Source organism: Streptomyces sp. ERV7 (genome assembly GCF_001653515.1).
GTDB lineage: Bacteria > Actinomycetota > Actinomycetes > Streptomycetales > Streptomycetaceae > Streptomyces.
Genome location: NZ_LYOY01000001.1, coordinates 360,228 through 381,591, shown reverse-complemented (window position 1 = coordinate 381,591; position 21,364 = coordinate 360,228). Strand labels below are relative to the sequence as shown.

At 74.8% G+C, this 21,364-nt stretch carries 16 protein-coding genes; 9 read left to right on the top strand and 7 right to left on the bottom strand.

Annotation, left to right across the window (positions count from 1 at the left end; all coding sequences use genetic code 11):
• Window positions 1-141: 141 nt before the first annotated feature.
• Window positions 142-789: a carbonic anhydrase gene (locus tag A8W25_RS01605; protein WP_067154530.1), complete on the bottom strand. Its 648-nt coding sequence runs from the start codon at window positions 787-789 to the stop codon at window positions 142-144.
• A 375-nt stretch (window positions 790-1,164) separates the two neighbouring features.
• On the opposite strand from A8W25_RS01605, the gene A8W25_RS01600 reads away from it, so the two are divergent.
• The 6 genes from A8W25_RS01600 (at window position 1,165) to A8W25_RS01575 (ending at window position 13,850) form a co-directional block, all read left to right on the top strand.
• Window positions 1,165-2,472, top strand: coding sequence for an MFS transporter (locus tag A8W25_RS01600; RefSeq protein ID WP_067154527.1), 1,308 nt, complete (start codon window positions 1,165-1,167; stop codon window positions 2,470-2,472).
• A gap of 42 nt (window positions 2,473-2,514) precedes the next feature.
• Window positions 2,515-3,801: a condensation domain-containing protein gene (locus tag A8W25_RS01595; protein WP_067154524.1), complete on the top strand. Its 1,287-nt coding sequence runs from the start codon at window positions 2,515-2,517 to the stop codon at window positions 3,799-3,801.
• 226 nt (window positions 3,802-4,027) lie between these two features.
• A complete protein-coding gene (locus tag A8W25_RS01590) occupies window positions 4,028-7,186 on the top strand; it encodes a non-ribosomal peptide synthetase (protein ID WP_067154521.1) in 3,159 nt (1,052 codons plus the stop codon).
• Window positions 7,186-9,078 carry a non-ribosomal peptide synthetase gene (locus tag A8W25_RS01585; protein WP_067154518.1) on the top strand — a complete coding sequence of 631 codons (1,893 nt, stop codon included), beginning with the start codon at window positions 7,186-7,188 and terminating at the stop codon, window positions 9,076-9,078. The genes A8W25_RS01590 and A8W25_RS01585 overlap by 1 nt, the downstream gene beginning before the upstream one ends.
• 1 nt (window position 9,079) lies before the next feature.
• The gene (locus A8W25_RS01580; protein ID WP_067154515.1) at window positions 9,080-10,903 is read left to right on the top strand and encodes a non-ribosomal peptide synthetase; all 1,824 of its coding nucleotides are present in this window, start codon (window positions 9,080-9,082) and stop codon (window positions 10,901-10,903) included.
• Entirely contained in the window at window positions 10,893-13,850 is a 2,958-nt protein-coding gene (locus A8W25_RS01575) for a condensation domain-containing protein (RefSeq protein ID WP_067154512.1), read from the top strand. The genes A8W25_RS01580 and A8W25_RS01575 overlap by 11 nt, the downstream gene beginning before the upstream one ends.
• Before the next feature lie 67 nt (window positions 13,851-13,917).
• On the opposite strand, the gene A8W25_RS01570 is transcribed toward A8W25_RS01575, so the two are convergent.
• Window positions 13,918-14,973: a YncE family protein gene (locus tag A8W25_RS01570; protein ID WP_067154509.1), complete on the bottom strand. Its 1,056-nt coding sequence runs from the start codon at window positions 14,971-14,973 to the stop codon at window positions 13,918-13,920.
• A 146-nt stretch (window positions 14,974-15,119) separates the two neighbouring features.
• Here A8W25_RS01570 and A8W25_RS01565 point away from each other — a divergent pair, with 146 nt between their 5' ends.
• Entirely contained in the window at window positions 15,120-16,022 is a 903-nt protein-coding gene (locus A8W25_RS01565) for a LysR family transcriptional regulator (protein ID WP_067154507.1), read from the top strand.
• Here A8W25_RS01565 and A8W25_RS01560 read toward each other — a convergent pair.
• The 5 genes from A8W25_RS01560 to A8W25_RS01540 all read right to left on the bottom strand — a co-directional run bounded on the left by A8W25_RS01560 (window position 16,012) and on the right by A8W25_RS01540 (window position 19,994).
• Window positions 16,012-16,380, bottom strand: coding sequence for a VOC family protein (locus A8W25_RS01560; protein ID WP_079125744.1), 369 nt, complete (start codon window positions 16,378-16,380; stop codon window positions 16,012-16,014). The genes A8W25_RS01565 and A8W25_RS01560 overlap by 11 nt on opposite strands.
• Before the next feature lie 167 nt (window positions 16,381-16,547).
• A complete protein-coding gene (locus A8W25_RS01555; protein ID WP_067154504.1) occupies window positions 16,548-17,330 on the bottom strand; it encodes an oxidoreductase in 783 nt (260 codons plus the stop codon).
• 98 nt (window positions 17,331-17,428) lie between these two features.
• Complete coding sequence (locus A8W25_RS01550; RefSeq protein ID WP_067154502.1) at window positions 17,429-18,007, bottom strand: TetR/AcrR family transcriptional regulator; 579 nt, start codon at window positions 18,005-18,007, stop codon at window positions 17,429-17,431.
• A gap of 33 nt (window positions 18,008-18,040) precedes the next feature.
• On the bottom strand, window positions 18,041-19,042 hold the full coding sequence (locus A8W25_RS01545; protein ID WP_067154499.1) for an SMP-30/gluconolactonase/LRE family protein: 1,002 nt from the start codon (window positions 19,040-19,042) through the stop codon (window positions 18,041-18,043).
• 103 nt (window positions 19,043-19,145) lie between these two features.
• A complete protein-coding gene (locus A8W25_RS01540) occupies window positions 19,146-19,994 on the bottom strand; it encodes a class I SAM-dependent methyltransferase (RefSeq protein ID WP_067154495.1) in 849 nt (282 codons plus the stop codon).
• Between the two features lie 137 nt (window positions 19,995-20,131).
• Between A8W25_RS01540 and A8W25_RS01535 the strand changes: the two genes are divergently transcribed.
• Both A8W25_RS01535 and A8W25_RS01530 read left to right on the top strand, forming a co-directional pair.
• Entirely contained in the window at window positions 20,132-20,716 is a 585-nt protein-coding gene (locus A8W25_RS01535) for a TetR/AcrR family transcriptional regulator (protein WP_067154492.1), read from the top strand.
• A 129-nt stretch (window positions 20,717-20,845) separates the two neighbouring features.
• The gene (locus A8W25_RS01530) at window positions 20,846-21,340 is read left to right on the top strand and encodes a hypothetical protein (RefSeq protein WP_067154489.1); all 495 of its coding nucleotides are present in this window, start codon (window positions 20,846-20,848) and stop codon (window positions 21,338-21,340) included.
• Window positions 21,341-21,364: the final 24 nt, after the last annotated feature.

Sequence of the window (21,364 nt, the reverse complement as noted above, 5' to 3'; positions counted from 1 at the left end):
CCCGCCACCCACCCTCTACGTTCGAAACTTCGATCAACGACCGGAATGACGAACACAGGCTAGCGACAGGGAGGTTCAGGGGGCAATGGTCAGGACCATGCCCCCTCCGGGGCCGGGCCCGGTCACCGGGCCCAGGGGTACTCAGCGCGGGCGTGCGGTGGACACCGCCGGGGCGGGGATGCCGCGAGCGGTGACGAGGCGGGCGCTGCCCTCGGCGAGCTGGTAGGCGAGGCCGACGACGCCGGTGTGGCCGGAGGCCACCTGGTCGGCGAGCACGCGGGAGCGGTCCAGGAGCAGGTCCACGGTGTGCTGTATGTGCGTGTCGATGAGATCGCTGTCCGAGGTGAGCCCGGCGGCCCGGGCGGCCAGCACGCTCGGGGTGACGCGCTCGACGACGTCCCGGACGTACCCGGCGGCGGACATCCCGTCCTCGACGGCGGCGCGGGCGGCCGCGACGGCGCCGCAGGAGTCGTGCCCGAGGACCACGACGAGGCGGCAGTCCAGGACGCTCGTGCCGTACTCGATGCTGCCCAGGACCTCCGGACCCAGCACATGCCCGGCGGTGCGGACCACGAACAGGTCGCCGAGCCCCTGGTCGAAGATGATCTCGGCGGCCAGCCTGGAGTCGGAGCATCCCAGCAGCACCGCGAAGGGCTTCTGCGCCGGCGCGAGTTCGGCCCGCCGTGCGGCGTCCTGGTTCGGATGCCCCGGGGCCCCTGCCACGAAGCGCCGGTTCCCGGCGAGCAGGGCGTCGAGGGCGTCGGCGGGAGAGACGGGAGTGGAAGCCATGTCGCCAGACTCTACGAGGCGGACGCCGGCGGCGCACGGCCCGGGAACCGCGCCGAGGTGGAGCACAGCACCGCATACGCTCCATAACCGACGAATGTGACGATTCCATGACCATGTGGCCGTTGGTGGTTGTTTTCGGCCAGGATCGAGACCGTCACTCCGTGTGCAGGGTACCCGGCCCCCCCTCCCGCCGTCCTCCTGCGCGCGTCGACGTACGGCCGTTCCGTCGCGCACACCGAGTGGCAGGCATTCATGCGGACTTACCGTGAGTTCGGCGAAAATTCTTATGCCTTTCTGACAAGTTACGACAAGACTCGACCGAATCTGACCGTGATCCTTTGACTCTCGATCGGCGGCTCGGTGAAGGTCGTTCACATGTCCGACACATCTGGGGCCTCCACGGGGAGCCCGATGCGCCGACGCGACTTCCGGATGCTGCTCGCAGGAGCGGCCGCCGGACAACTCGGCGCTCAGGTCACATTGGTGGCCCTCCCCCTGGTGGCCGTCCTCGAACTCGACGCCTCCGCCATCCAAGTGGGCCTGCTCACGGCCGCGGAGACCGCCGCCTTCCTGCTCGTCGGTCTGCCGGCCGGGGCCCTCACCGACCGTATGCGCAAGCGTCCCCTGATGATCCGGGCGGACCTGGTGCGCGCCGTGGCCATGGCCAGCATCCCCGCCGCCGCGCTCGCCGACGCCCTGACCATGGCCCAGCTCTACGCCGTCGCGCTGATCACCGGCGTGGCGACCGTGTTCTTCGACGTGGCCCACCAGAGCTTCCTGCCGCAGATCCTGCCGCGCGAGGAGCTCATGGCCGGCAACGGCGGTCTGGAGACGGTGCGTTCGACCGCGCAGGTGGCCGGGCCGGGGGCCGGAGGCGGGCTCGTCCAGCTCTTCGGGGCACACCTCGCCGTCCTCGCCGACGCCCTCGGCTATCTGCTCTCCGCCCTGTTCCTCCTGCGCATCGAGCAGCCCGAGGAACCGCCCCGCACCGCCGCCGACGCATCCCTGCGCAAGGACATAGGCGAAGGCATCCGCTTCGTCACCGGCCATCCGCTGCTGCGCGTCATCGCCCTCACCACGGGGCTCGGCAACCTGTGCATGGCCGTCCTCATGGCGACCCAGACCGTGCACCTCGTACGCGTCGTCGGCCTCGAACCGGGCGCACTGGGACTGGTCCTCTCCGCGTCCGCCGTCGGTGGGCTCCTGGGCGCCCTGTGCTCCGGGCGGCTCGCCTCCCGGTGGGGTCAGGCCCGGCTCATCCTCTGGTCCGTCCTGCTGAGCGGGCCGTTCGCCCTGCTGTGGCCGCTGTCCGGGCACGGCACCCTCGGGGCGGCCCTGTTCGCCACCGGGTCGGCGGGCATCTCCTTCGGCGCCGTCGTCTACAACATCGCCCAGGTCAGCTTCCGCCAGGGGCTGTGCCCGCCGCAGCTGCTCGGCCGGATGAACGCCACCCTGCGCTTCCTCATGTGGGGCACGCTGCCGCTCGGCGCACTCCTGGGCGGCGCCCTCGCCGAGACCTTCGGGCCGCGCACCGCACTGGCCTGCTGCGCCGCCGGTTTCCTCGCCGTACCGCTGCCACTGCTGCTCTCCCCGCTGCGCCGGATGCGGGACCTGCCCGAACCCGAGGCCCCCCGGGCGGACACGGCCCTGGACGGCGACGAAGAGCCCGCACCCGCCCGCTGAACCACGGCGCACCCCAACACACCACCACAGAGCGAGGATTCCGTGCCCAGCATCACGAGCCAGTACCTGGCCCGCTACCGGCGTATCACCGCCGACGACGGGGCGGGCGCCCTGCTGCCGGTCACCGGGGCACAGCGCCGCTTCGCACTGGTGCGTTCGCTGGACCCGGCCGGACGCCCGGACCTGGTGCCGATGTTCTTCGCCTTCCCGTACGGCACCGTCGACCCCGAGCGCCTGCGGACGGCCGCCCGCCGACTCGCCGCACGGCACACCGCCCTGCGCTCACGGCCCGCCGTCGTCCGGGGCACCCCGGTCCTGCACACCGGGGAACCGGACGTCCACGTCACCTGCCCGGCCCCCGCGCCGGGCGAGCGCCCCGCCGACACCCTGCGCCGCGCACTCGCCTCCTGGGATCCGCAGGGCCCGCCCCTGCGGCTGTTCCTCGCCCGCGACGAACAGGACCGCACCCAGGACGTCCTCGCCGTCGTCCTCGACCACGCCGTCTGCGACGGCCGGTCGCTGGCCCGGATCGCCGACGAACTCGGCGCCGCGTACACCGAGGACACCGTCACCACGCCCGAGGAGACGGCAGCCGAACTCGCCGCCTACCGCGAGGCGGTCCTGCTCCAACTCGGCGCCGAGGAACGCGCGGACACGCCCGAGGCGGCCGCGTACTGGGCGGACCGGCTGCGCGCCGTGCGGGCACACGCGCCGCTGCCCCGCCCGGAACGCGTACCGGCGGGCACGCTCCCCAGCGGCTCGGCCGAGACCCGGCTGCCCGCGCACGACGGCGGCGTCCCCTTCCCCGGGCTGCTCGACGCCTGTCGCGCCGCGACCGGCGCCCTGTACGGCCCGGACCACGTCGTCCCGCTCGGCTACCCCTGGGGCGGCCGCCCCGCCGGTGCGCGGCCGGTCGTCGGCTGCTTCCTCAACACCGTGGTCTTCCCCGCCGCCACCGGCCACGAACCGGCGCCGGAGGCGACGGCCGACGCCTGGTGGGACGACCTCGACCGGGCCGACATGCCCTTCGACGCGGTGGTGGCCGCCGCGCGGTCGGCCGGTACGGGCTGGAACGGCGCTCTGGACGGACTGCTGACCGTCGACGACGACAGCCGCCGCCCGCCCCTGCGACTGGCCGGTGTCGAGGGCCGGGAGGTCCACATCGACGGCAGACCCGTACGCGGCCCCTTCGCCGTCTCCGTCACCCAGGGGGCCGAGATCCGTCTGCGGATGGTGTGGGACCGCGCGGTACTCGACGACGCCACCGCGCACCGGGCCTTCGAGGCACTCGCCCAGGCGCTGCGCCCGGCGACGCGCACCGCGGGCTGACCCCGGCACAGCGGCCGACAAAGGGCGCGCGGCACTCAAGCCGCCGTGGAGCGCGCCCCCTTGGAAACGCGGCGCACCCCGCCGCGCCGCACACCCGACGCATCCCCCAGACCCCACACGCCCTTTCACGCGGCCCCGCGCGACCCGCGAGGCCGCCCGTACGACCCTGCCCGGCACGACCGTGACCGGGCCCCGGAAACCGCCCGACAACCCTCAGGGACCGCTCATGCTTCCGCTCTCCGCCTCGCAGGAGATCGTCTGGCTGCACGAACAGATGCAGCCCGGCAGCCGTGCCTACAACTTCACCGCCGCACTCGACCTGTGGGGCCCCCTCGACACCGAGGCCCTGCACCAGGGCCTGGCCGCCACCCTGGCCCGCCACGCGGGCCTGCGGCTCGAACTCGTGGAGCGGCCCGGGTCCGTACCGGGCCAGCGGGTCGCGGAGCGGTGCGCGCCGAGGCTGCACACCACCGACCTCAGCGGCGAGGACGACCCCGAGGCGGCCTTCCAGGACCTGCTGCGCGGCGAGGCCGAGACGCCGCTCGACACCTTCGAGGCGCCGCTGATCCGCTGGACGCTCGTACGACTCGCCGAGCACCACCACCGGCTCGTCCACGTCGAACACCATCTGATCCACGACGGGCACTCGTTCGCGATCCTGCTCGACGACGTCTTCCGCACCTACCGCGCCCGCGTCACGGGGGAAACCCTCACGCTCCCGCCCGCCCCTTCGTACGCGGACCATGTGCGGGCCCAGGCAGACACCGCCTACGCCCTGGAGTCACTGGAGTTCTGGCAGGCCGAACTGCGCGACCAGCCCCGCGACCTGCCGCTGCCCGGACTGACCCGCCCCGGCGCCCACCGCAGGCACCACGGCGGACAGCTGCGGCAGACGATCGGCGCCGATCTCGCCGAGCGGCTGCGCGCCCACACCCGTGAGCGCGGCCTCACCCCCTTCGCCACGCTCCTGGGACTGTTCGCCGAACTCCTGCGCCGCCACAGCGGCCGCTCCCGGATGGTCGTCGGCACCGCGGTCGGCAACCGGCCGCCGGGGTACGAGGACGCCGTCGGCATGTTCGTCAACACCATCCCGCTGCCGCTCGCCCTGGACGCCGCCGTCCCGGCCCAGGACACCATGGACGAGGTCACCGACACCCTCATCCGCGCCCTGCCGCACCAGGACGTGCCGGTCCAGGAGCTGACCCGGGCGCTCGGCCTGCACACCTCCGGCGCCGACAACCCGCTGTTCTCGGTCATGTTCAGCGCCCACGACGCACCGCTGCCCGAGATCGACCTGCCGGGCCTGGACATCACCCTGTTCGAGGGGTTCAACACCGGCACCACCCGCTTCGACCTGGACGTGGTGCTGCTGCCGGACGACCGGCGCGGCGTCACCACGCGCCACGGCGCGCCCGGCATGACCCTGGTGTGGGACTACGACGCCGACCTGCTCGGCGAGGACGTGGCCAAGCTGCTCTCCGGCCGCTTCCTGGAGCTGCTGCGCGCCTACCTCGACGCCCCCGAGGCCCCGTTGGCCGACCTCGCCCCGGCCGCGGTGGAGCCGGCCGCCGAGGCCGCGCCCGTGCCGTACGACCGCGATCTGCTGGATCCGGTGGCCGCCCACCACCCGTCGCTGCCCGCCCTGCTGTGCGGGGCGCGCCGGGTGACGTACGGCGAACTCGACGAGCGGGTCGCCTCGCTCGCCGAGCGGCTGCGCACGGCGGGGGTCGCACCGGGACAGCCGGTGGCCGCCGTCCTGCCCCGGGGAGCCGACTCGGTCACCGCCCTGCTGGCCTGTCTGCGCACCGGCGCCGTCTACTGCCCGCTGTCCCCCGCCGACCCGCCCGCCCGTATCGCCCTGCTGCTCCGGCGGCTCGCCCCGGCGCTGGTACTGACCGGCGAGGGCGGCCCGGAGCTGCCGGACGACCTGCCCGCCGCCCGGATCGACGCGCCCGTGCTGCCCCGCGCCCACGCGGCCGACGTCCTGCCCCACACCACCTACGTCATCCACACCTCCGGCTCCACCGGAACGCCCAAGCCGGTCGCCGTCGGCCGCGCGGCCCTGGAACACCATCTGACCGCGGCCGCCCAGCGGTTCGCCCTCACCAGCGCCGACCGGGTCCTGATGTTCGCGCAGCCGTCCTTCGACGTGGCCCTTGAGGAGGTGCTGCCCACCCTGCACTCGGGCGCGTGTCTGGTGGTGCCCGAGCACGAGGTGCCCACCGCGTCGGAGCTCGCCGAACTGCTCGCCGCCGCCCGGGTCACCGTCGCCAACCTCCCCACCAGCTACTTCCTCGCCACCCGCGAAGAGCTGCGGCCCGCGCTGCGCGAGGAGAGCTGGGCGCCCCGGCTCTTGGTCCTGGGCGGCGAACGCCTGCCCGCCGAGACCCTGCGCGGCCTCCTCGCCGACACCGACGCCACCGTCCTGAACGCGTACGGCGTCACCGAGGCGGCCATCACCTCCACCGTCCACGAGGTCGCCCGCGACGCCCTGGGCGAGGGCGCCGAGATCCCGCTGGGCACCGAACTGCCGGGCGAGCGCGTCCACGTCCTGGACGCGCACCACCGCCCGCTGCCGAGCGGCGCCGTCGGTGAACTGGCCATCGCCGGGCCCGGCCTGGCCGAGGGCTACCCCGGCAACCCGGAGGTGACGGCCGCCCGGTTCCTCACCGTGGACGCGCTCGGCGGGGAGCGCGTCTACCTCACCGGCGACCTCGGCTACCGGGGTCTGGACGGCCTGCTGTACTTCCTGGGCCGTCGCGACAACCAGGTCAAGCTGCGCGGCCATCGCATCGAACTGGAGGAGATCGAGGCGGCGGCGTCCGCGGTGCTCGGCGGGCGCTCCTGCGCGGTCGTCCTGGACCGTGAGAGCCCCGCCGCGCCCCGGCTCGTCGGCTTCTTCGAGGACGGCTCCGGCCCCGCCGACGTCGACGAGAAGGCGCTGCACACCGAGTTGGGCCGCCGTCTGCCCGGCCCCCTCGTGCCCGCCCGGTGGGCCCGCCTCACGACGATGCCGACGCTGGCGGGCGGCAAGCCGGACCGCACGGCCCTGGGCCGCCGCGCGGTCGCGCTCGACCCGGTGGCCCCGGCGGCGCCCGAGCCGGAGACCGTGTCCGGGGACGCGGAGACCATCGCCGTGCCGGACGATCCGATGACGACCCTGCTGGTGGACGGCTGGCGTGAGGTGCTCGGCCACAGCCGCTTCGACGCCGCCTCCCACTTCTTCCACATCGGGGGCCATTCGCTGCTGGCCGCCGAGCTCGCGGCCTGGCTGGAGCCCCATCTGGGCACGCGTCCGCCGTTGAAGGTGCTCTTCCGCAACCCCGTGCTCGCCGACCAGGCCGACGCCCTCGCCGCCACCGCCCCTCTCTCCACGGAGTCGTGATGATCCAGTCCCCCTCCCTTCCCGAGACCACCGTCGCGGCCACCGGCACCGGCACGGCGGTGAGCGTCGCCCACGGCCCCGCCGCCGAACCGACCGCCGTCGTCGCCCGCTTCGAGGACTGGGCCCGGCGCACCCCGCAGGCCCCCGCCGTCATCGACGGCACGCGGACCTGGACGTACGGAGACCTCGATGCCGCCGCCGAGCGCGTCGCCGCCGCCCTGCGCGACCGCGTACGGCCCGGGGATCTGGTCGGTGTCTGCCTCGACCGGTCCACCGCGCTGGTGGTGACCGCCGTCGCGCTCGCCCGGATCGGCGCCGTCTACCTGCCGCTGGGCCCGCGCCCCGGCGAGCGCCGCACCCAGGCCGTCACCGAGGACCTCGACGTCGCCTGCCTCATCGGTGAGCCCGGTGTGCTGCCCCCGGCCCACCACGCCGGGGAGCACCTCGCACTGCCCCTGCCCACCGACGGCGTGAACGCGCCGGCCGGGGCGGTGGCCGCGTTCGCCGCCCGCCCCTCCGGTGCGCGACGCGCTCCGGCGGGCGCCCTGTACGCCGTCCTCACCTCCGGATCGACCGGCCGCCCCAAGGCGGTCGCCGTGGCCGAGGCCTCGCTCTCCGTCGCCCTCGACTGGTACCGGGCGGCCACCGCCCTGGCGCCGGGCGACCGGCAGTCCCTGCTGATCGGGGTCGCCTTCGACCCGCATCTGCTGGAGCTGTGGGCCGGGCTGACCTCGGGTGCCGCCCTCGTCCCGGCCCCCGACGACACCCGCTGGGACGCGGAGCTGCTCACCGACTGGTGGCGCGATGCCGCCGTGACGGTGTGCGTGGCGGCGACCCCCACCGTCGAGCCGCTCCTGGACCGGCCGTGGCCGAGCGACCTGAAACTGCGTCACCTCGTCGTCGGCGGCGACCGTATGCGCCGCCGCCCCGGCCCGGACGTCACCGCCACGGTCCACAACGCCTACGGCCCGGCCGAGGCCACCGTCGTCACCACCACGTACGCGATGCGCGCCACCGACGCGGCCGCGGGCGAGGTGGCGCCGCCGCCGATCGGCACACCCCTGCCGGGCGTCACCGTCGTCGTCACCGACGACGAGGGCCGGCCCGTCGCCCGGGGGCAGGACGGCGAACTGCGCATCGGCGGCCACTGCCTGGCGCTCGGCTACCTCGACCCCGAGCTGACCGCGCGCCGCTTCACCGCCCCGGCCGGGCACCCGGCGCTGGAGGCTGTCGAGCGCCTGTACCGCACCGGCGACCGGGTCCGCATGGGCGCCGACGGCGGTCTGGAGTTCCTCGGCCGCCTCGACCACCAGGTCAAGATCAGCGGGGTGCGGATCGAACTCGGCGAGGTGGAGGCCGCCTTCGAGCAGGACGCCCGGGTGCGCACGGCCGTCGTCACCGTGCGGCGCGACGACTCCGGCCTCGCCCGTCTCGTCGCCCACCTCAAGCCCGCTGCCGACACCCCGGCCTCCGCCGACCTGCTCACCGCGGTCCGCGCCTGGCTCCCCGAGCAGGCCGTCCCGGCCGCCGTCCGGTTCGTCGACGCCTATCCGCTCGACGCCAACGGCAAGGTGGACCGGGCCGCGCTGGCCGCCCAGGACCCCTCCCCCGCGGCGCCCGCAGCCCCGGCGGACGAGCCGGCCGACGCCACGCCCGGCGAGCGGCTGGTCCTCGCGGCCGTACGCGACCTCCTGGGGCGGCCCGAGACCGTACTCGGCGAGAACTTCACCGATATCGGCGGCACCTCCGTCGTCGCCGCGCGCCTCCTCGCGCACGTCGAGCGGGAGAGCGGCATCCGCCCGCGCGCGCACGAACTGCTGCGCAGCACCGACCTGGGCGCCTTCGCCGCCCTCCTCGACCAGCGCTGGACCCCGCGACCGGCAGGAGCCTGACATGACATCCACCACCGCGCCCACCCTGGCCCCGGATCGGGCGACAGCGCTGCCGGACCTCGTGGCCCGGCACGCCGCCCGCACCCCCGACGCCCTGGCCGTCGTCGACGGCGACACCACCCTCACCTACGGTCAACTCGACCGGGCAGGACGCGCCCTCGCCGCCCATCTGCGCGAGCATCAGGTGGCACCCGGCGACCGGGTGGCACTGCTGACCACCCGGTCCGCCCGCACCGTCGTCGCGCAGCTCGCCCTGTGGGGTGCCGGAGCCGTGTGCGTGCCGCTCGATCCCGCGCAGCCCCGGCTCCGTACCGAAGGGATGATCGCCGACGCGGGCGTCACCCTCACCGTCGGCGACGCCAAGCTGCTGGACGCGGCCGGGCTCACCGGGCCCGTCCTGGCCCTGCCCGAAGTGCCGCTGGCCGACGGCCCGTCGACGGCGGGCGCCGCCCCGGACAGCCCCGCCTTCATCATGTTCACCTCCGGCTCCACCGGCCGCCCCAAGGGCGTCACCCTCGCGCACCGGGCCGTCGCCGAACTGGTCACGGCACCCGAGTACGTCACCGTCACCGCCCGCGACCGCGTCCTGTTCCACTCGCCGATGACCTTCGACGCCTCGACGTTCGAGGTGTGGGCCGCGCTCGCCAACGGCGCCGCGGTCGTCGTGTGCACCGTGCCCCGGCCGTCCCTGGAAGACCTGGCCCGGCACGTCGAACGCCACGGCGTGACGGTGGCGTTCTTCACCACGGCGCTCTTCCACCAGCTGGCCGCCCGCCGCTCACGCGTCTTCGGCCAGCTCCGCTCGGTCGTCGTGGGCGGCGAGGCCATGGCCGCCCGCCAGGCCCGCGACGTGCTGGCCGCCTTCCCCTGGCTGGAGCTCGTCAACGGCTACGGACCGACCGAGACCACCACCTTCGCCACCGCGCACACCGTCACCGGGCACGACTGCGACGCGCCGCCGCCGATCGGCCGTCCCATCGCCGGGGCCACCGTCCACGTCCTGGACGCCGACGGCAACCCTGTCCCCGACGGCGACCGGGGCGAACTGTGGGTCGGCGGTACCCGGCTCGCCGACGGCTACGCGGGCCGCCCCGAGCTCACCGCCGAGCGCTTCGTCGACCACCCCACCGCCGGGCGTCTCTACCGCACGGGCGACATCGTCTCCGCCCGCCCCGACGGCGTCCTGGACTTCCACGGCCGCAACGACGACCAGGTCAAGGTGCGCGGCTTCCGCATCGAACCCGCCGAGGTCGAACACGCCCTGCGCCGGCAGCCGGACGTGGACGACGCCGCCGTCACGGTCGACGGCGCGGGTACGCCCGAGGCGCGCCTGGTCGCGTTCGTCGTCGCCGCGCCCGGGCCCGTGGCCGCGGCGACCGCGCTGCGCGAGCGGCTCACCGCCGTCCTGCCCGCCCATCTGGTGCCCGACGCCGTCACCCTGGTGGACCACCTTCCGCTGACCCCGTCCGGCAAGGTCGACCGACGCGCCCTGGCCGACCGCACCCGGGCCGCCGCCCAGGGCGCGGCCGATACGCCCGCCCCGGCGATGAGCCCTCTGGAGCAGGCCGTCGCCGAGGTGTGGAGCCAGTCCCTGGGCAGCGAAGTCACCCACGCCGGGGCCGACTTCCTCGCCCTGGGCGGTCACTCCCTCCTCGCCCTCGCCGTCACCGACGACCTGCGCGAGGAGCTCGGCGTCGAGCTCGCCCTGGCCGACTTCTTCGCCGCCCCGACCGTCGCCGCCCAGGCCGCCCTCATCGAACGGGCCCTGCTGGCCGCCCACAGCGACCTCCACCCCGACACCCCGGAGCACAGCGATGTCCACTGACGCCGACACCTCGGCGCGAGCCGAACAACAGCGGCTCCAGCGCGAACTGCTGCGCAGGGCCCGGGCCGGCGCGGCCCGGCGCTCCCCGGCCGCCCCGAACGACACCACCGAACAGACCGGCCGGCTGCCCCTGTCCCGGGCCCAGCGCCGCATGTGGCTGATGGAACGGCTCGGCGGCGCGGGCGACTCGTACCACGTCCCCTTCGCCACCCGGGTGCGCGGCCCGTTCGACCCGGCCGCGCTCGCCACCGCCCTGGGCGCACTGGTGGCCCGGCACACGATCCTGCGCACCTGCTACGCGGAACGGGACGGCGAGCCCTTCCAGGAAGTGCTCCCGGCCCCGCACACGGTCGCCGTGCCCGTCGTCGACACCGCCGAGCCGGACGCCCCGGCGCTGCTGCGGGCGGAAGCGGCCCGGCCGTTCGACCTCGCGGCGGGCGAGGCGGTACGCGCCCGGGTGCTGCGCCACGGCGAGCAGGACCACACCGTACTGCTGACGTTCCATCACATCGCCATCGACGGCGGCTCCCTGGACACGGTGGCCGAGGAACTGGCCACGCTGTACACCGCGGCCACCGACGGATCGGGCCGGCCCCTCCTCGCCGCGCCGCCGCAGTACGCCGACCACGCGCGCCGCGAGCACGAGGGGATCCCCGGCCTCCGGGCGGAGCTGGACCGCTGGGGCGGCCTGCTGGCCGACGCCACCCCACCCCGCCTGCCCGCCCCGGCGGCGCCGTACACCGGCGCCCACTCGGCGGCCGTACACACCGTGCCGCTCGCACCCGCGCTGCCCGACGCCCTGCGGGCCCTGGGCGCCGAGCACCGCGCCACGCTCTTCGCGGTGTCGCTCACCGCGGCCTTCGCCGCGCTGCACCGCCTCACCGGCGACGAGGACCTCGTCATCGGCGTGGCGGGCACCCACCGCACCGGGGCGGCCATGCGCGGCCTGGTCGGCCTGTGTGTCAACACCCTGCCCGTCCGCGTCGACACCTCGGGCGACCCCTCCTTCGCCCAACTGCTGGACCGCGTACGCGACGCGCTCCTGGAGGCCCAGCGCCACCGCCACCTCCCCTTCGACCTCGCCCTGGAACGCCTCGGCGCCACGGCACGCGGCGCCGACGGCACCGCGCTGGTCCGCGTCACCTGCGACGTGCTGGGCGAGCCCACGGTGCTCCGGCTGCCCGGCACCCTCGCCGAGTACGTCGACGTGCCCACCGGCGGCGCCAAGTTCGCCCTGTCCTACGGCCTGGCGCCCGGCGACGCCGAACAGCCCACGGCCCTGGTCCAGTTCGACCGCGGCGTGCTGGACGGCGCCGCGGCCGAGGCGACCGTACGGGACTACGCCGCCCTCCTCGACGCGGCGGCGGCCACCCCGGAGCTCGCCCTGAGCAAGCTGCCCGGGCTGAGCACACCGCCCGGCCCCGGCGCCCAGGCCCGGCCGGAGGGGCACCCGGACGCGGCGGTCCAGCCGTCCCCGGCCCGCCCCGGGGACAGCGGCGCCCACCCTGCGGCCCAGGCTCTGCGGGCCCACCCGCAGGTCGCCGACGCCCTGGTCGTCCAGCCCGACGAGGGGCCGCCCGTCGCCTACGCCGTCCTCGACGACAGCTTCGGCCCCTCCGGCAACGAGCTGCTCGCCCTGCTGCGCCGCTCGCTCGCACCCGAGTCCGTGCCCGCCGCGGTCACCCTGCTCGACGCGCTGCCGCAGACGGCTGCCGGGATCCCCGATGCCGCCCGGCTGCCCGGCCGGCCCGCCCCGGACGTCCTGCGCGGACCGCGCGCGGCGGCCGTCACCGAGGCCTTCACCGCGCTGCTCGGACTCACCCCGTCGCCCGACGGCGACTTCTTCGGCCTGGGCGGCCACTCCCTGATCGCCGTGCAGCTCGCCGAACGCCTGCGTACCGGGCTCGGCCTGCCGCTCACCGGCCTCGACGTGCTCCAGGCCCGCACACCCCGGGCCCTCACCGCGCTCCTGGACGAGCGCGCGGCCCAGCAGGCCGCGGCCAAGGCCACGAGCAGGCCCGCCCGTTCCCGGGCCGTCCGCCCCGGTACGGTGCTGGTCACCGGCGCGACCGGTGGCGTCGGCGCGTTCGTCCTGCGGGAACTGGCCGCCCGGGGCCGCCCCGTACTGGCCCTGGCCCGGCCCGAGTCCGCCCACCTGATCGCCGCCGAGGGCGTCGACGTCGTCGAGGGCGACCTCACCGACCTGGCCGGACTGCGCGACGCCGTCGCGGACGTGGACGCGGTCGTCCACGCCGCCTCCACCTTCACCCGGCCCGAAGTGGACCTGGCGGCCATGGAGACGATGGTCGAGGCCTGGAGCGGCGGGCCCTTCGTCTTCGTCAGCAGCGTCGACGCCTACGGGCACCCGCTCGCGCACCGGGTCGTGGAGGAGTCCGCGCCCCGCGAGCCCCTCAGCCCGTACGGCAGGGCCAAGGCCGACTGCGAAGCCATGGTGCTGCGCGCGGCGGGCACCGGTGGACGCGGCGGAGCGAGCGCCGTGCGCTCACCCATCGTCTGGGGTGCGCACGAGCGGCTGCGCGAGCAGCTGCGGTGGGGCGCCATCGGCGCGCTGTACCAGGCCGCCGGCCGGGGCGAAGCGATCGAGCTGCCCCGTCCCGGCACCGGCGGACACCCCTGGTACGGCGTCGCCTGGGTGCACGCGGCCGCCCTGGCCCGCGCGGTGGCCGAGTGTCTGGAGCGCCCCGTCCACGGCGTCGCCAACGCCGTGAGCGGCCACGTCTCCTGGCACGACCTCGCCCGCGACCTCACGGACCTGCTCGGCACCCGCGCCGAGGTCCGCGAGAGCGACGGCGTGCCGCCGGACCTCGACCACCGCTGGCACTACGACAGCCACCGCCTGGCCCGCCCGCTCCGGGCCGCACCGGGCGAGGACCGGCGGAGCGTACTGGCCGAGATGATCAAAGGCATGACGGGCGACACCGCCTGACGGGCCGTCAATCCTCGGGGTGCCCGGGAGCGCCCACCGCTGCCGCAGTCCCTCGCGACCGTCGGGGTCAGTCCGCGCACGGGATGTACGCCAGGCCGTGGGCACCGGGCTCACCGGTCCTGGCGATGTCCAACCGGCTCAGCTCGCTCAGCGTCTCCAGGTCGACGATATGGACGGTGGACGAGACCACGCAGGACACATACGCGACCCGGCCGTCCGGCGACGAGGTGATGGTCAGCGGGAACAGCCCCACCTCCAGCGCCCCCACCCGCTTGCGGGTCTCGGCGGAGAAGACCGTGAGGCGGCCCGGCGCCTGGCGGCCCAGCCGGGACGCCGGGTCGGGTTCCATGCGCAGCTCGCCCACCAGCAGCATGCCCGTCGAGGTGAGGTGCACCGGCAGGACGACGTCGTCCGTGGGCAGCGTGTCGACGACGGACGCCGTCCGGGCGTCGATGACGTTGATGCCCGCGGCCGGCCGGTCCTCGGCGGGAGCGAGGAAGGAACCGGCGTACGGCGAGGCCACGTAGGCGTACGCGCCGTCGGCGGACACGGCGAGCCCCTCGCTGCCCGGCACCTCGACCTTCGCGGTGAGGACACCCCGTTCGAGGTCGACGACCGACACGAACGGCGCCTCCTTGTTGGTGGCGTACCCCGTCCTCCCCGCGGGGTCGATGGCGAACCAGTGCGGGCCGGGCGCGTCCGTGTCGATCCTGCCCAGCGGCCGGCGGGTCCGCGTGTCGATCACCACGACTCCACCGGGCCGGTCCGCCGAGCCCTCCACGCTGACGTAGAGGCGGTGGTTCGCCGTGTCCAACGCCAGCCCGTGCGGCCCGTGTTCGGGGGCGAGGTCGACGACCTCGACGATGCGGCGCGTGTCGGGGTCGATGACGGTCAGCTCGGTGCGTCGGCCGCCGTTCGCGTGGTAGTAGCCCGAGTGGTACGTGGTGGTGCACCACAGCAGGCGCTGCGTCGGGTCGAAGCACACCTCGTGGGGTTCGGCGAGGATGTCGACCGTATCGATGTGCCGGTCGGTGGCGGCGTCGAAGAACGAGAGGGTCGGCCCGCTCTGGCTGACCACTGCCAGCACATCGCCGTCTCGGCCGGCGCGGGGTGACTGCTGCACGGAAGGCTCCCTGGAAGGACGAAGAGGACGTCACACGACGCGTCGTCGCGGACCCCTCCACTCTCGCCACGGGCGGCCGCCTCAACAATGCAAGAATGAGCATCCAATCATTGCCTCAGACGTAAACATGCAGCTCAGGAGCATCATTGGATCTCAATCTGCTGCGCGCCCTGGACGCCCTGCTCCAGGAGAACAGCGTGACCCGCGCCGCCGAGCGGCTCGGCACCTCGCCCGCCGCCGCCAGCCGTACGCTGGCCCGGCTGCGGCGCGCCGTCGGTGACCCGCTTCTGGTCCGCGCGGGGCAGGGCATGGTCCCGACCCCGCGCGCCCTGGAACTCCGGGACGAGGTCCGCGCGTTGCTGCGCGGCTGCGACGACGTCCTGCGGCCCGGCGCCGGCTTCGACGCCGTACACCTCCAGCGCTCCTTCACCGTGCAGGCCGCCGATGTGCTCCTGACGGGGCTGGCCGGGACCTTGAGCGACCGGATCCACGCGGAGGCGCCCCAGGTGGACGTGGTCTTCCTGCCGGAGGCGATCGAGGGCGGCCCGGCGCTGCGGCAGGGCCTGGTGGACGTGGAACTCGGCGTCCTCGACCACCTCGACCCGGAGATCCGCACCCAGCACCTCACCCGGGTGGCACTGGTGGGCATCGCCCGCAGCGGGCACCCCCTCTTCGCAGGGCGGATCACCGCACGCCGGTTCGCCGCGGCCGACCACATCGGTATCTCACGGCTCGGCAAACGCCTCGGGCCCATCGACGGCGCACTCGCGGAGCTCGGGCTGCGGCGCCGGATCGCGGTCGTCGTTCCCAGCCATACGAGCGCGATGATGCTCGCCCGTACCACCGACCTCGTCGCCCTCACCCTGGCCGGCTGGCTCCCCGACACCACCTCGGCGCTGGGGCTGCGCACCTTCCCCGTCCCGCTCGATCTGGCGCCCCTGGAGCTTGGCATGGCCTGGCACCCGCGGAACTCGGCCGACCCGGGCCACCGTTGGTTCCGCGACCACTTGGCCGCCTCGGTGCTGGCCCCGCCCCCGGTCAGTCCCTGACGAGACAGAAGGGGTGCCCGGCCGGATCGGTGAGGACGCGCCACCTCTCCCCGCCCGGCTGGTACTCGGGCCTGCCCGCCCCCAACTCCAGGAGCCGGGCCTCCGCCGCGTCCAGATCGTCGACCTGGAAGTCGAGGTGCATCTGCTGGGGAACGGCCTGGTCGGGCCAGTGAGGGGCCTGGTGGGCGTCGACCCGCTGGAAGCCGAGGAAGAGCCCGTCCGCGCCGGTGAGACCGGCGAACTCGGCGTCCGACTTCGGGTGGGGTTCGAGGCCGGTGGCCTTCTGGTAGAACGCCGCCAGCGCCAGTGGATCCGGGCAGTCCAGCGTGATGGCGGTCAACTTCATCTGCAGGGGCACGGCAACTCCGAGTCGATCGGCGGACGTTCTCCCCGCACACCCTAGAAGAGCGCCCGGCGGCCCCGGTCCCCCACCACCTGCGGGTATGGCGCACGCAGGGTGCGACGCCGTCGGGTCGTCGCACGAAGCGACCCGACGGGCGTCGTTCCGTGTGGGCGCGGTGCGCCTCACACCGTCTTGATGCCGCCGCCCTCGACGACGTAGTCGGCGCCGGTGATGCTCGCCGCACGGTCGGACACGAGGAACGCGACGACGGACGCGACCTCGTCGGGCTCGACCATACGGCCGGTGGTCATGCCCATCGCCGCGGGCACCGCGGACACGAAGTCGCGGTGCCCGACGCCGTTCGCCTCGGCGAGGCGGGCGCCGAAGCTGTCGGCGTCCTCCCATATGGCCGTACGCGTCGGTCCGGGAGAGACGGTGTTCACCCGCACGCCCCGGGGCCCGAACTCCTCGGACAGCGCCTTGCCGAAGGCGTTGAGGCCCGCCTTGGCGGCGCCGTACTCGATCGGGCCGGTGCTCGGCAGCCGTGCGGTCATCGACGAGATGTTCACCACCGAGCCCCGGCGCTCCAGGATGCTCGGCAGCAGTCGGCGGGTGACCCGGACCGTGCCGAACAGGTTGACCTCGAAGCTGTGCGCCCACAGGGCGTCGTCGGTCGCGAGGAACCCGTCGAAGGTGAACTCGTCCCCGCCGCCGAGGTTGTTGACGAGGATGTCCACACCGCCGAGTTCCGCGAGCGCCCGCGCCCCCAGCTCCTCGGCGCCTTCCGGTGTACTCAGGTCGACCGCGACCGGGTGGGCGCCGGCCTCCTTCAGTTCGGCGGTGATCGTCCGGGCCGCGCCGACGACCCGGACCCCCTCCGCGATGAGCTGCCGGGTGATCGCGAGGCCGACGCCCCGGCTGGCCCCCGTGACGACCGCGGTCTTCCCTGCGAGATCGAGTTCCATGTCCCACTCCTCAGATTTTCTTGAACTAGAGGTACAAAATCAGCGCACAAAAAGGGCGCCCGGCGACGACGCCGAACAGCCGGCACGGCCGGGCCGCTCTACAGCGACCCCATCACCGCGTCCACGACCCGCCGCAACTGCGTGGCGTCCTCGGCGGTCTTCGCCATGACGCGCATACCGATCACCGTCGCGAGCAGCCAGGCGGCCAGCGCCACCGGGTCGCGGCCGGCGTCGATCTCGCCGGCCCGCTGCCCCTCCTCGACGGTGGCCCGGAAGGCGCTCTCCGTGCGCGCGAACATCCTGCGTACGGTGTCGGCCGTCCCGGCGTCCGAGGGGGCCGACTCGGCGGCGGCGTTGACCGCCATACAGCCGCGCCGGTCCGGGTCGCCCAGGTCGAGCTCGACCAGCGCCTCCAGCGCCCCCCGCAGCCGGTCCTTCGCCGTACCGGGGTGGTCCAGGAGCTCCGTCAGCCATGCGGCCTGCGAGTCGCGGTAGCGGGCGAGCGCCCGCTCGAACAACGCGTGCTTGCTGCCGAAGGCGTTGTAGAGACTGCCCTTGCCGATGCCGAGCTCGTCCACGAGGTCCTGCGGCGTCGTCGCCGCATACCCCTTGCGCCAGAACACGCCCATCGCGCGCTCCACCGCCACATCCGGATCGAACTGCTTCGGCCTGCCCATGGGTTCACCGTAGCACCGTTTTTGACCCTGAGGTCAAATAGAAGGCTCTCCGGCGGCGAGCGGCGTCGGCTCGCAGAGGTCGCACCAGGCCACGGCGCCCTCCTGGAGACTGCCCAGCGCCAGCCGCCCCGCATGCTCGGCGACGCCGGTCACCATCCGGTACCCGCGCCCGCGCAGTTCGCGCACCACCCGGCCGTACGTGTCCACCTCGACCACCCGGGCGCCGCCCAGAGCGGGCGGGGGCGGCAGCCGGCGGGCCGCGGCGGCCACCGCCCGGCGCACCCGGGGCGGTGCCCGGTGCAGCCACTCCAGCGGGGGTGTGCGCGCCCCGGCCAGCGCGACCCAGAACCCACCGCCGGGGCTGCGGGACATGTTGTCGGGGAAGCCCGGCAGGCCGTCGGCCAGGGTGTCGTGGCGGCCCGCGTCGGGGCCGGTCAGCCACAGTCTGGTCAGCCGTCGCGCGCCGGTCTCGGCCACCGTCACGAACGACTCGTCGGGCGCCAGCGCCACGCCGTTCGCGAACTGGAGCCCGTCGAGCAGCACTTCGGCCTCGCCTCCGGGCACCAGTCGCGCCAGCAGGCCGGTGGGTTGGTGCTCCACGATGTCGGACAGCCAGTCGTCGAGGCCGTGCCGGCGGCTGGACACCGTGAAGTAGACCGTGCCGTCCGGGGCCGCCACCGCGTTGCTGCAGAACCGCAGGGGCATCCCCGCCACCGAGTCGGCCAGCACCTCGGCTTCCGCCCTGCCGCCCGGATCGAGACGGAGCAGCCCGCGCTCCGCGTCGCACACCAACAGCCGCCCGTCGGGCAGGACCTCCAGGCCCAGCGGCCGCCCGCCCGTCCGGCCGACCTCCTCGACGCCGCCGGGGCGATCGGGCCCGCCCGGCCCGGGCAGGACGATCCGCAGGACGCGCCCGTCCGCGACGCCGGTCAGCAGGCGTCCGGAGCCGTCGAAGACGACGTCCTCGGGCCCCGTGCCGCCCAACTCGACCAGACGCAGCGGCGGCAGCGGGGCGCGGGTGGCGGGACTCGGCATGGCGGCCCTTCTCGTCGTCGGACGCCGTCGCGATCTTCCTCGTACGGCAACAGCCTCCTCCCACCTGCCCGTCCCCGCCCGCCGGAACACCCGGGGGCCGGATTCAGGCCGGGCGGTCCGCGGTGACCAGCCATGACGTGCTGAGCAGCCGGACCGTGCCGTCGGACGTCTCATGGGCGCGCAGCCACTCCTCCAGCCTCCGGCGGGCAGCGGCCCGGGCCGCCGCGTCCATCTGCGCGATCAGATGGCTGCCGGGCCCCGTGCCGAGCAGGAACTCCGCCGCGTCCGCCGCCCCGCTCCCCCAAGTCCCGTACGCGCGGGCCTCGGTGACGGTGACGCCGGTGAACCCGGCGGCCGTGAGGACCTCGCGGATACGGGCCGGCTCCGCCAGCGAGAACATACCGGGCAACCCCGGCCGTGCCAGATCCCCGAGCGGCAGCGGACCGCTCAGGACCGAGAACGCCTCGACCCAGCCGTTGCCGTCGGCGGCCGCCGGGCACACGAACGCCAGGCGCCCGCCCGGCCGCAGCGCCCGCCCGATGGCACCGAAGGCGACGACCGGGTCGGCGAAGAACATCACCCCGAAGCGGCTGAGCGCCGAGTCGTGGGCCCCCGGCTCGAAGGGGTGGACCTGGGCGTCGCCCTGCTCGAAGGCGATGTTGGACACGCCGTCGCGCTCCGCCCGGGCGCGGGCCCCGGCCAGCATCGGGCCGGACAGGTCGAGGCCGAGCGCGTGCCCACGCGGGGCCCGGAGCGCGGCGAGCCGCGTGGTCTGGCCGGATCCGCAGCCGATGTCGAGGACCCGGCACCCCTCGGTGAGGGCGGCGGCTTCGAGCAGCGGCTCGTTGAAGCCTTCGTTCACGGCGTTCCAGCGGTCCTGGTTGCGGGCCCAGTGGGCGCCCTCGGGCCCGTTCCAGGCCTGCGCCTGCTCGGTGTTGACGACGTCGGGCACGGAAGCCTCCTGGGTGGCGACAGAGAATGGGCGTACGCCCAAACAGTATGGGCGTATGCCCATACTGACAACCCCGGCTAGGATCCGCAGAGCGGGGAACGCGCCCGCGACCACGGCAGCAGTACGGGAGAAGGTCCATGTCACCGCGCGGAGTGGCGACGCCAGATGTGAGGGAGCGGCTGTTCGCGGCCGCCGAGCGGGTCCTGGAGAAGGGCGGGCCCGGCGCGCTGACGAGCCGGGCCGTCACCAGCGAGGCGGAGTGCGCCAAGGGGCTGCTGCACACGCACTTCGCCGGGCTCGACGAGTTCGTCGCGGAGCTCTGCCTCGACCGGTTCGCCCGTACGGCCACGAAGGCCGAGGCGCTCTCGGGGCTCGTCGGGAACGGCTCGGTGGCCAAGAACCTCCAGGCCGTCGCCCTCGCGCTGCTCGGCTCGGGCGGCCCGGCCGTCGCGGGCCTGGCCATGACGCGCCCGGCGGCCGCCCTGCGCATCCGGGAGGCGCTGGAGGCGGGGGCGCCGGGCTTCGCCGCGGTCCAGGACGCCATCGCGGACTACCTCGTGGCCGAACTCCGGCTCGGCCGGGTGGCCCCCGCCGTCGACCCACAGGCGGTGGCCCTTGCCCTGGTGGGCGCCGCCCACCACCTGCTGCTGACGAGCTGGCCGGGCACGCCCGACCCGCGGACGCAGATGACGCACCTCGTGGTGGCTCTGGTGGGCGGATAGGACGGTCGGCACCACGGTGCCCTCACGCCCGCCCCGTCACTGGCACATCACACCCAACAGCCGACCGGGATCCGGTACGGTGCCTCGGCCGAGCCCGTCAGCGTCCGCCAGCGCCGTCAGGAGACACCGTTGCACGCCCCAGTCGAGACGTCCCGAGTGCTGGTCGCCCTCCATGAAGCCGTCGCCGCCGCCGAGGAGGGCCAAGGGGGCGCACTGTGGCGGCTGGCGGAACGGGGCAGACAGCTCGACGCCAACCTGGTGCGGCTCTCTCCCGGTGCGGCCGTGGCCGAGCATGTCGAGTCCGACCTGGATGTGATGCTGGTCGTGGTCGAGGGCGACGGCCACCTCGACAGCGGGGTGGAGCGGCAGGCCCTGGAGCCGGGTTCGGTGGCATGGCTGCCGAGGACGGCCCGGCGCGCACTCCTCGCGGGGCCCGGCGGCCTCGCGTACCTCTCCGTCCACCGGCGGCGCCCCGGGCTGAGCATCGGCGTCCGTACCGCCGACGCCGACGAAGGCGGTGAGGCGCCCTGCGCGCTGGACCAAGTCTGCCCCGAGTGCGGGCGGATGGCGGCGGAGTCGGACGCCCGCTACTGCGCTCGCTGCGGCGAGGCACTGCCGACGTAGGCGGCGCCGGCGGCTGATGGTCCC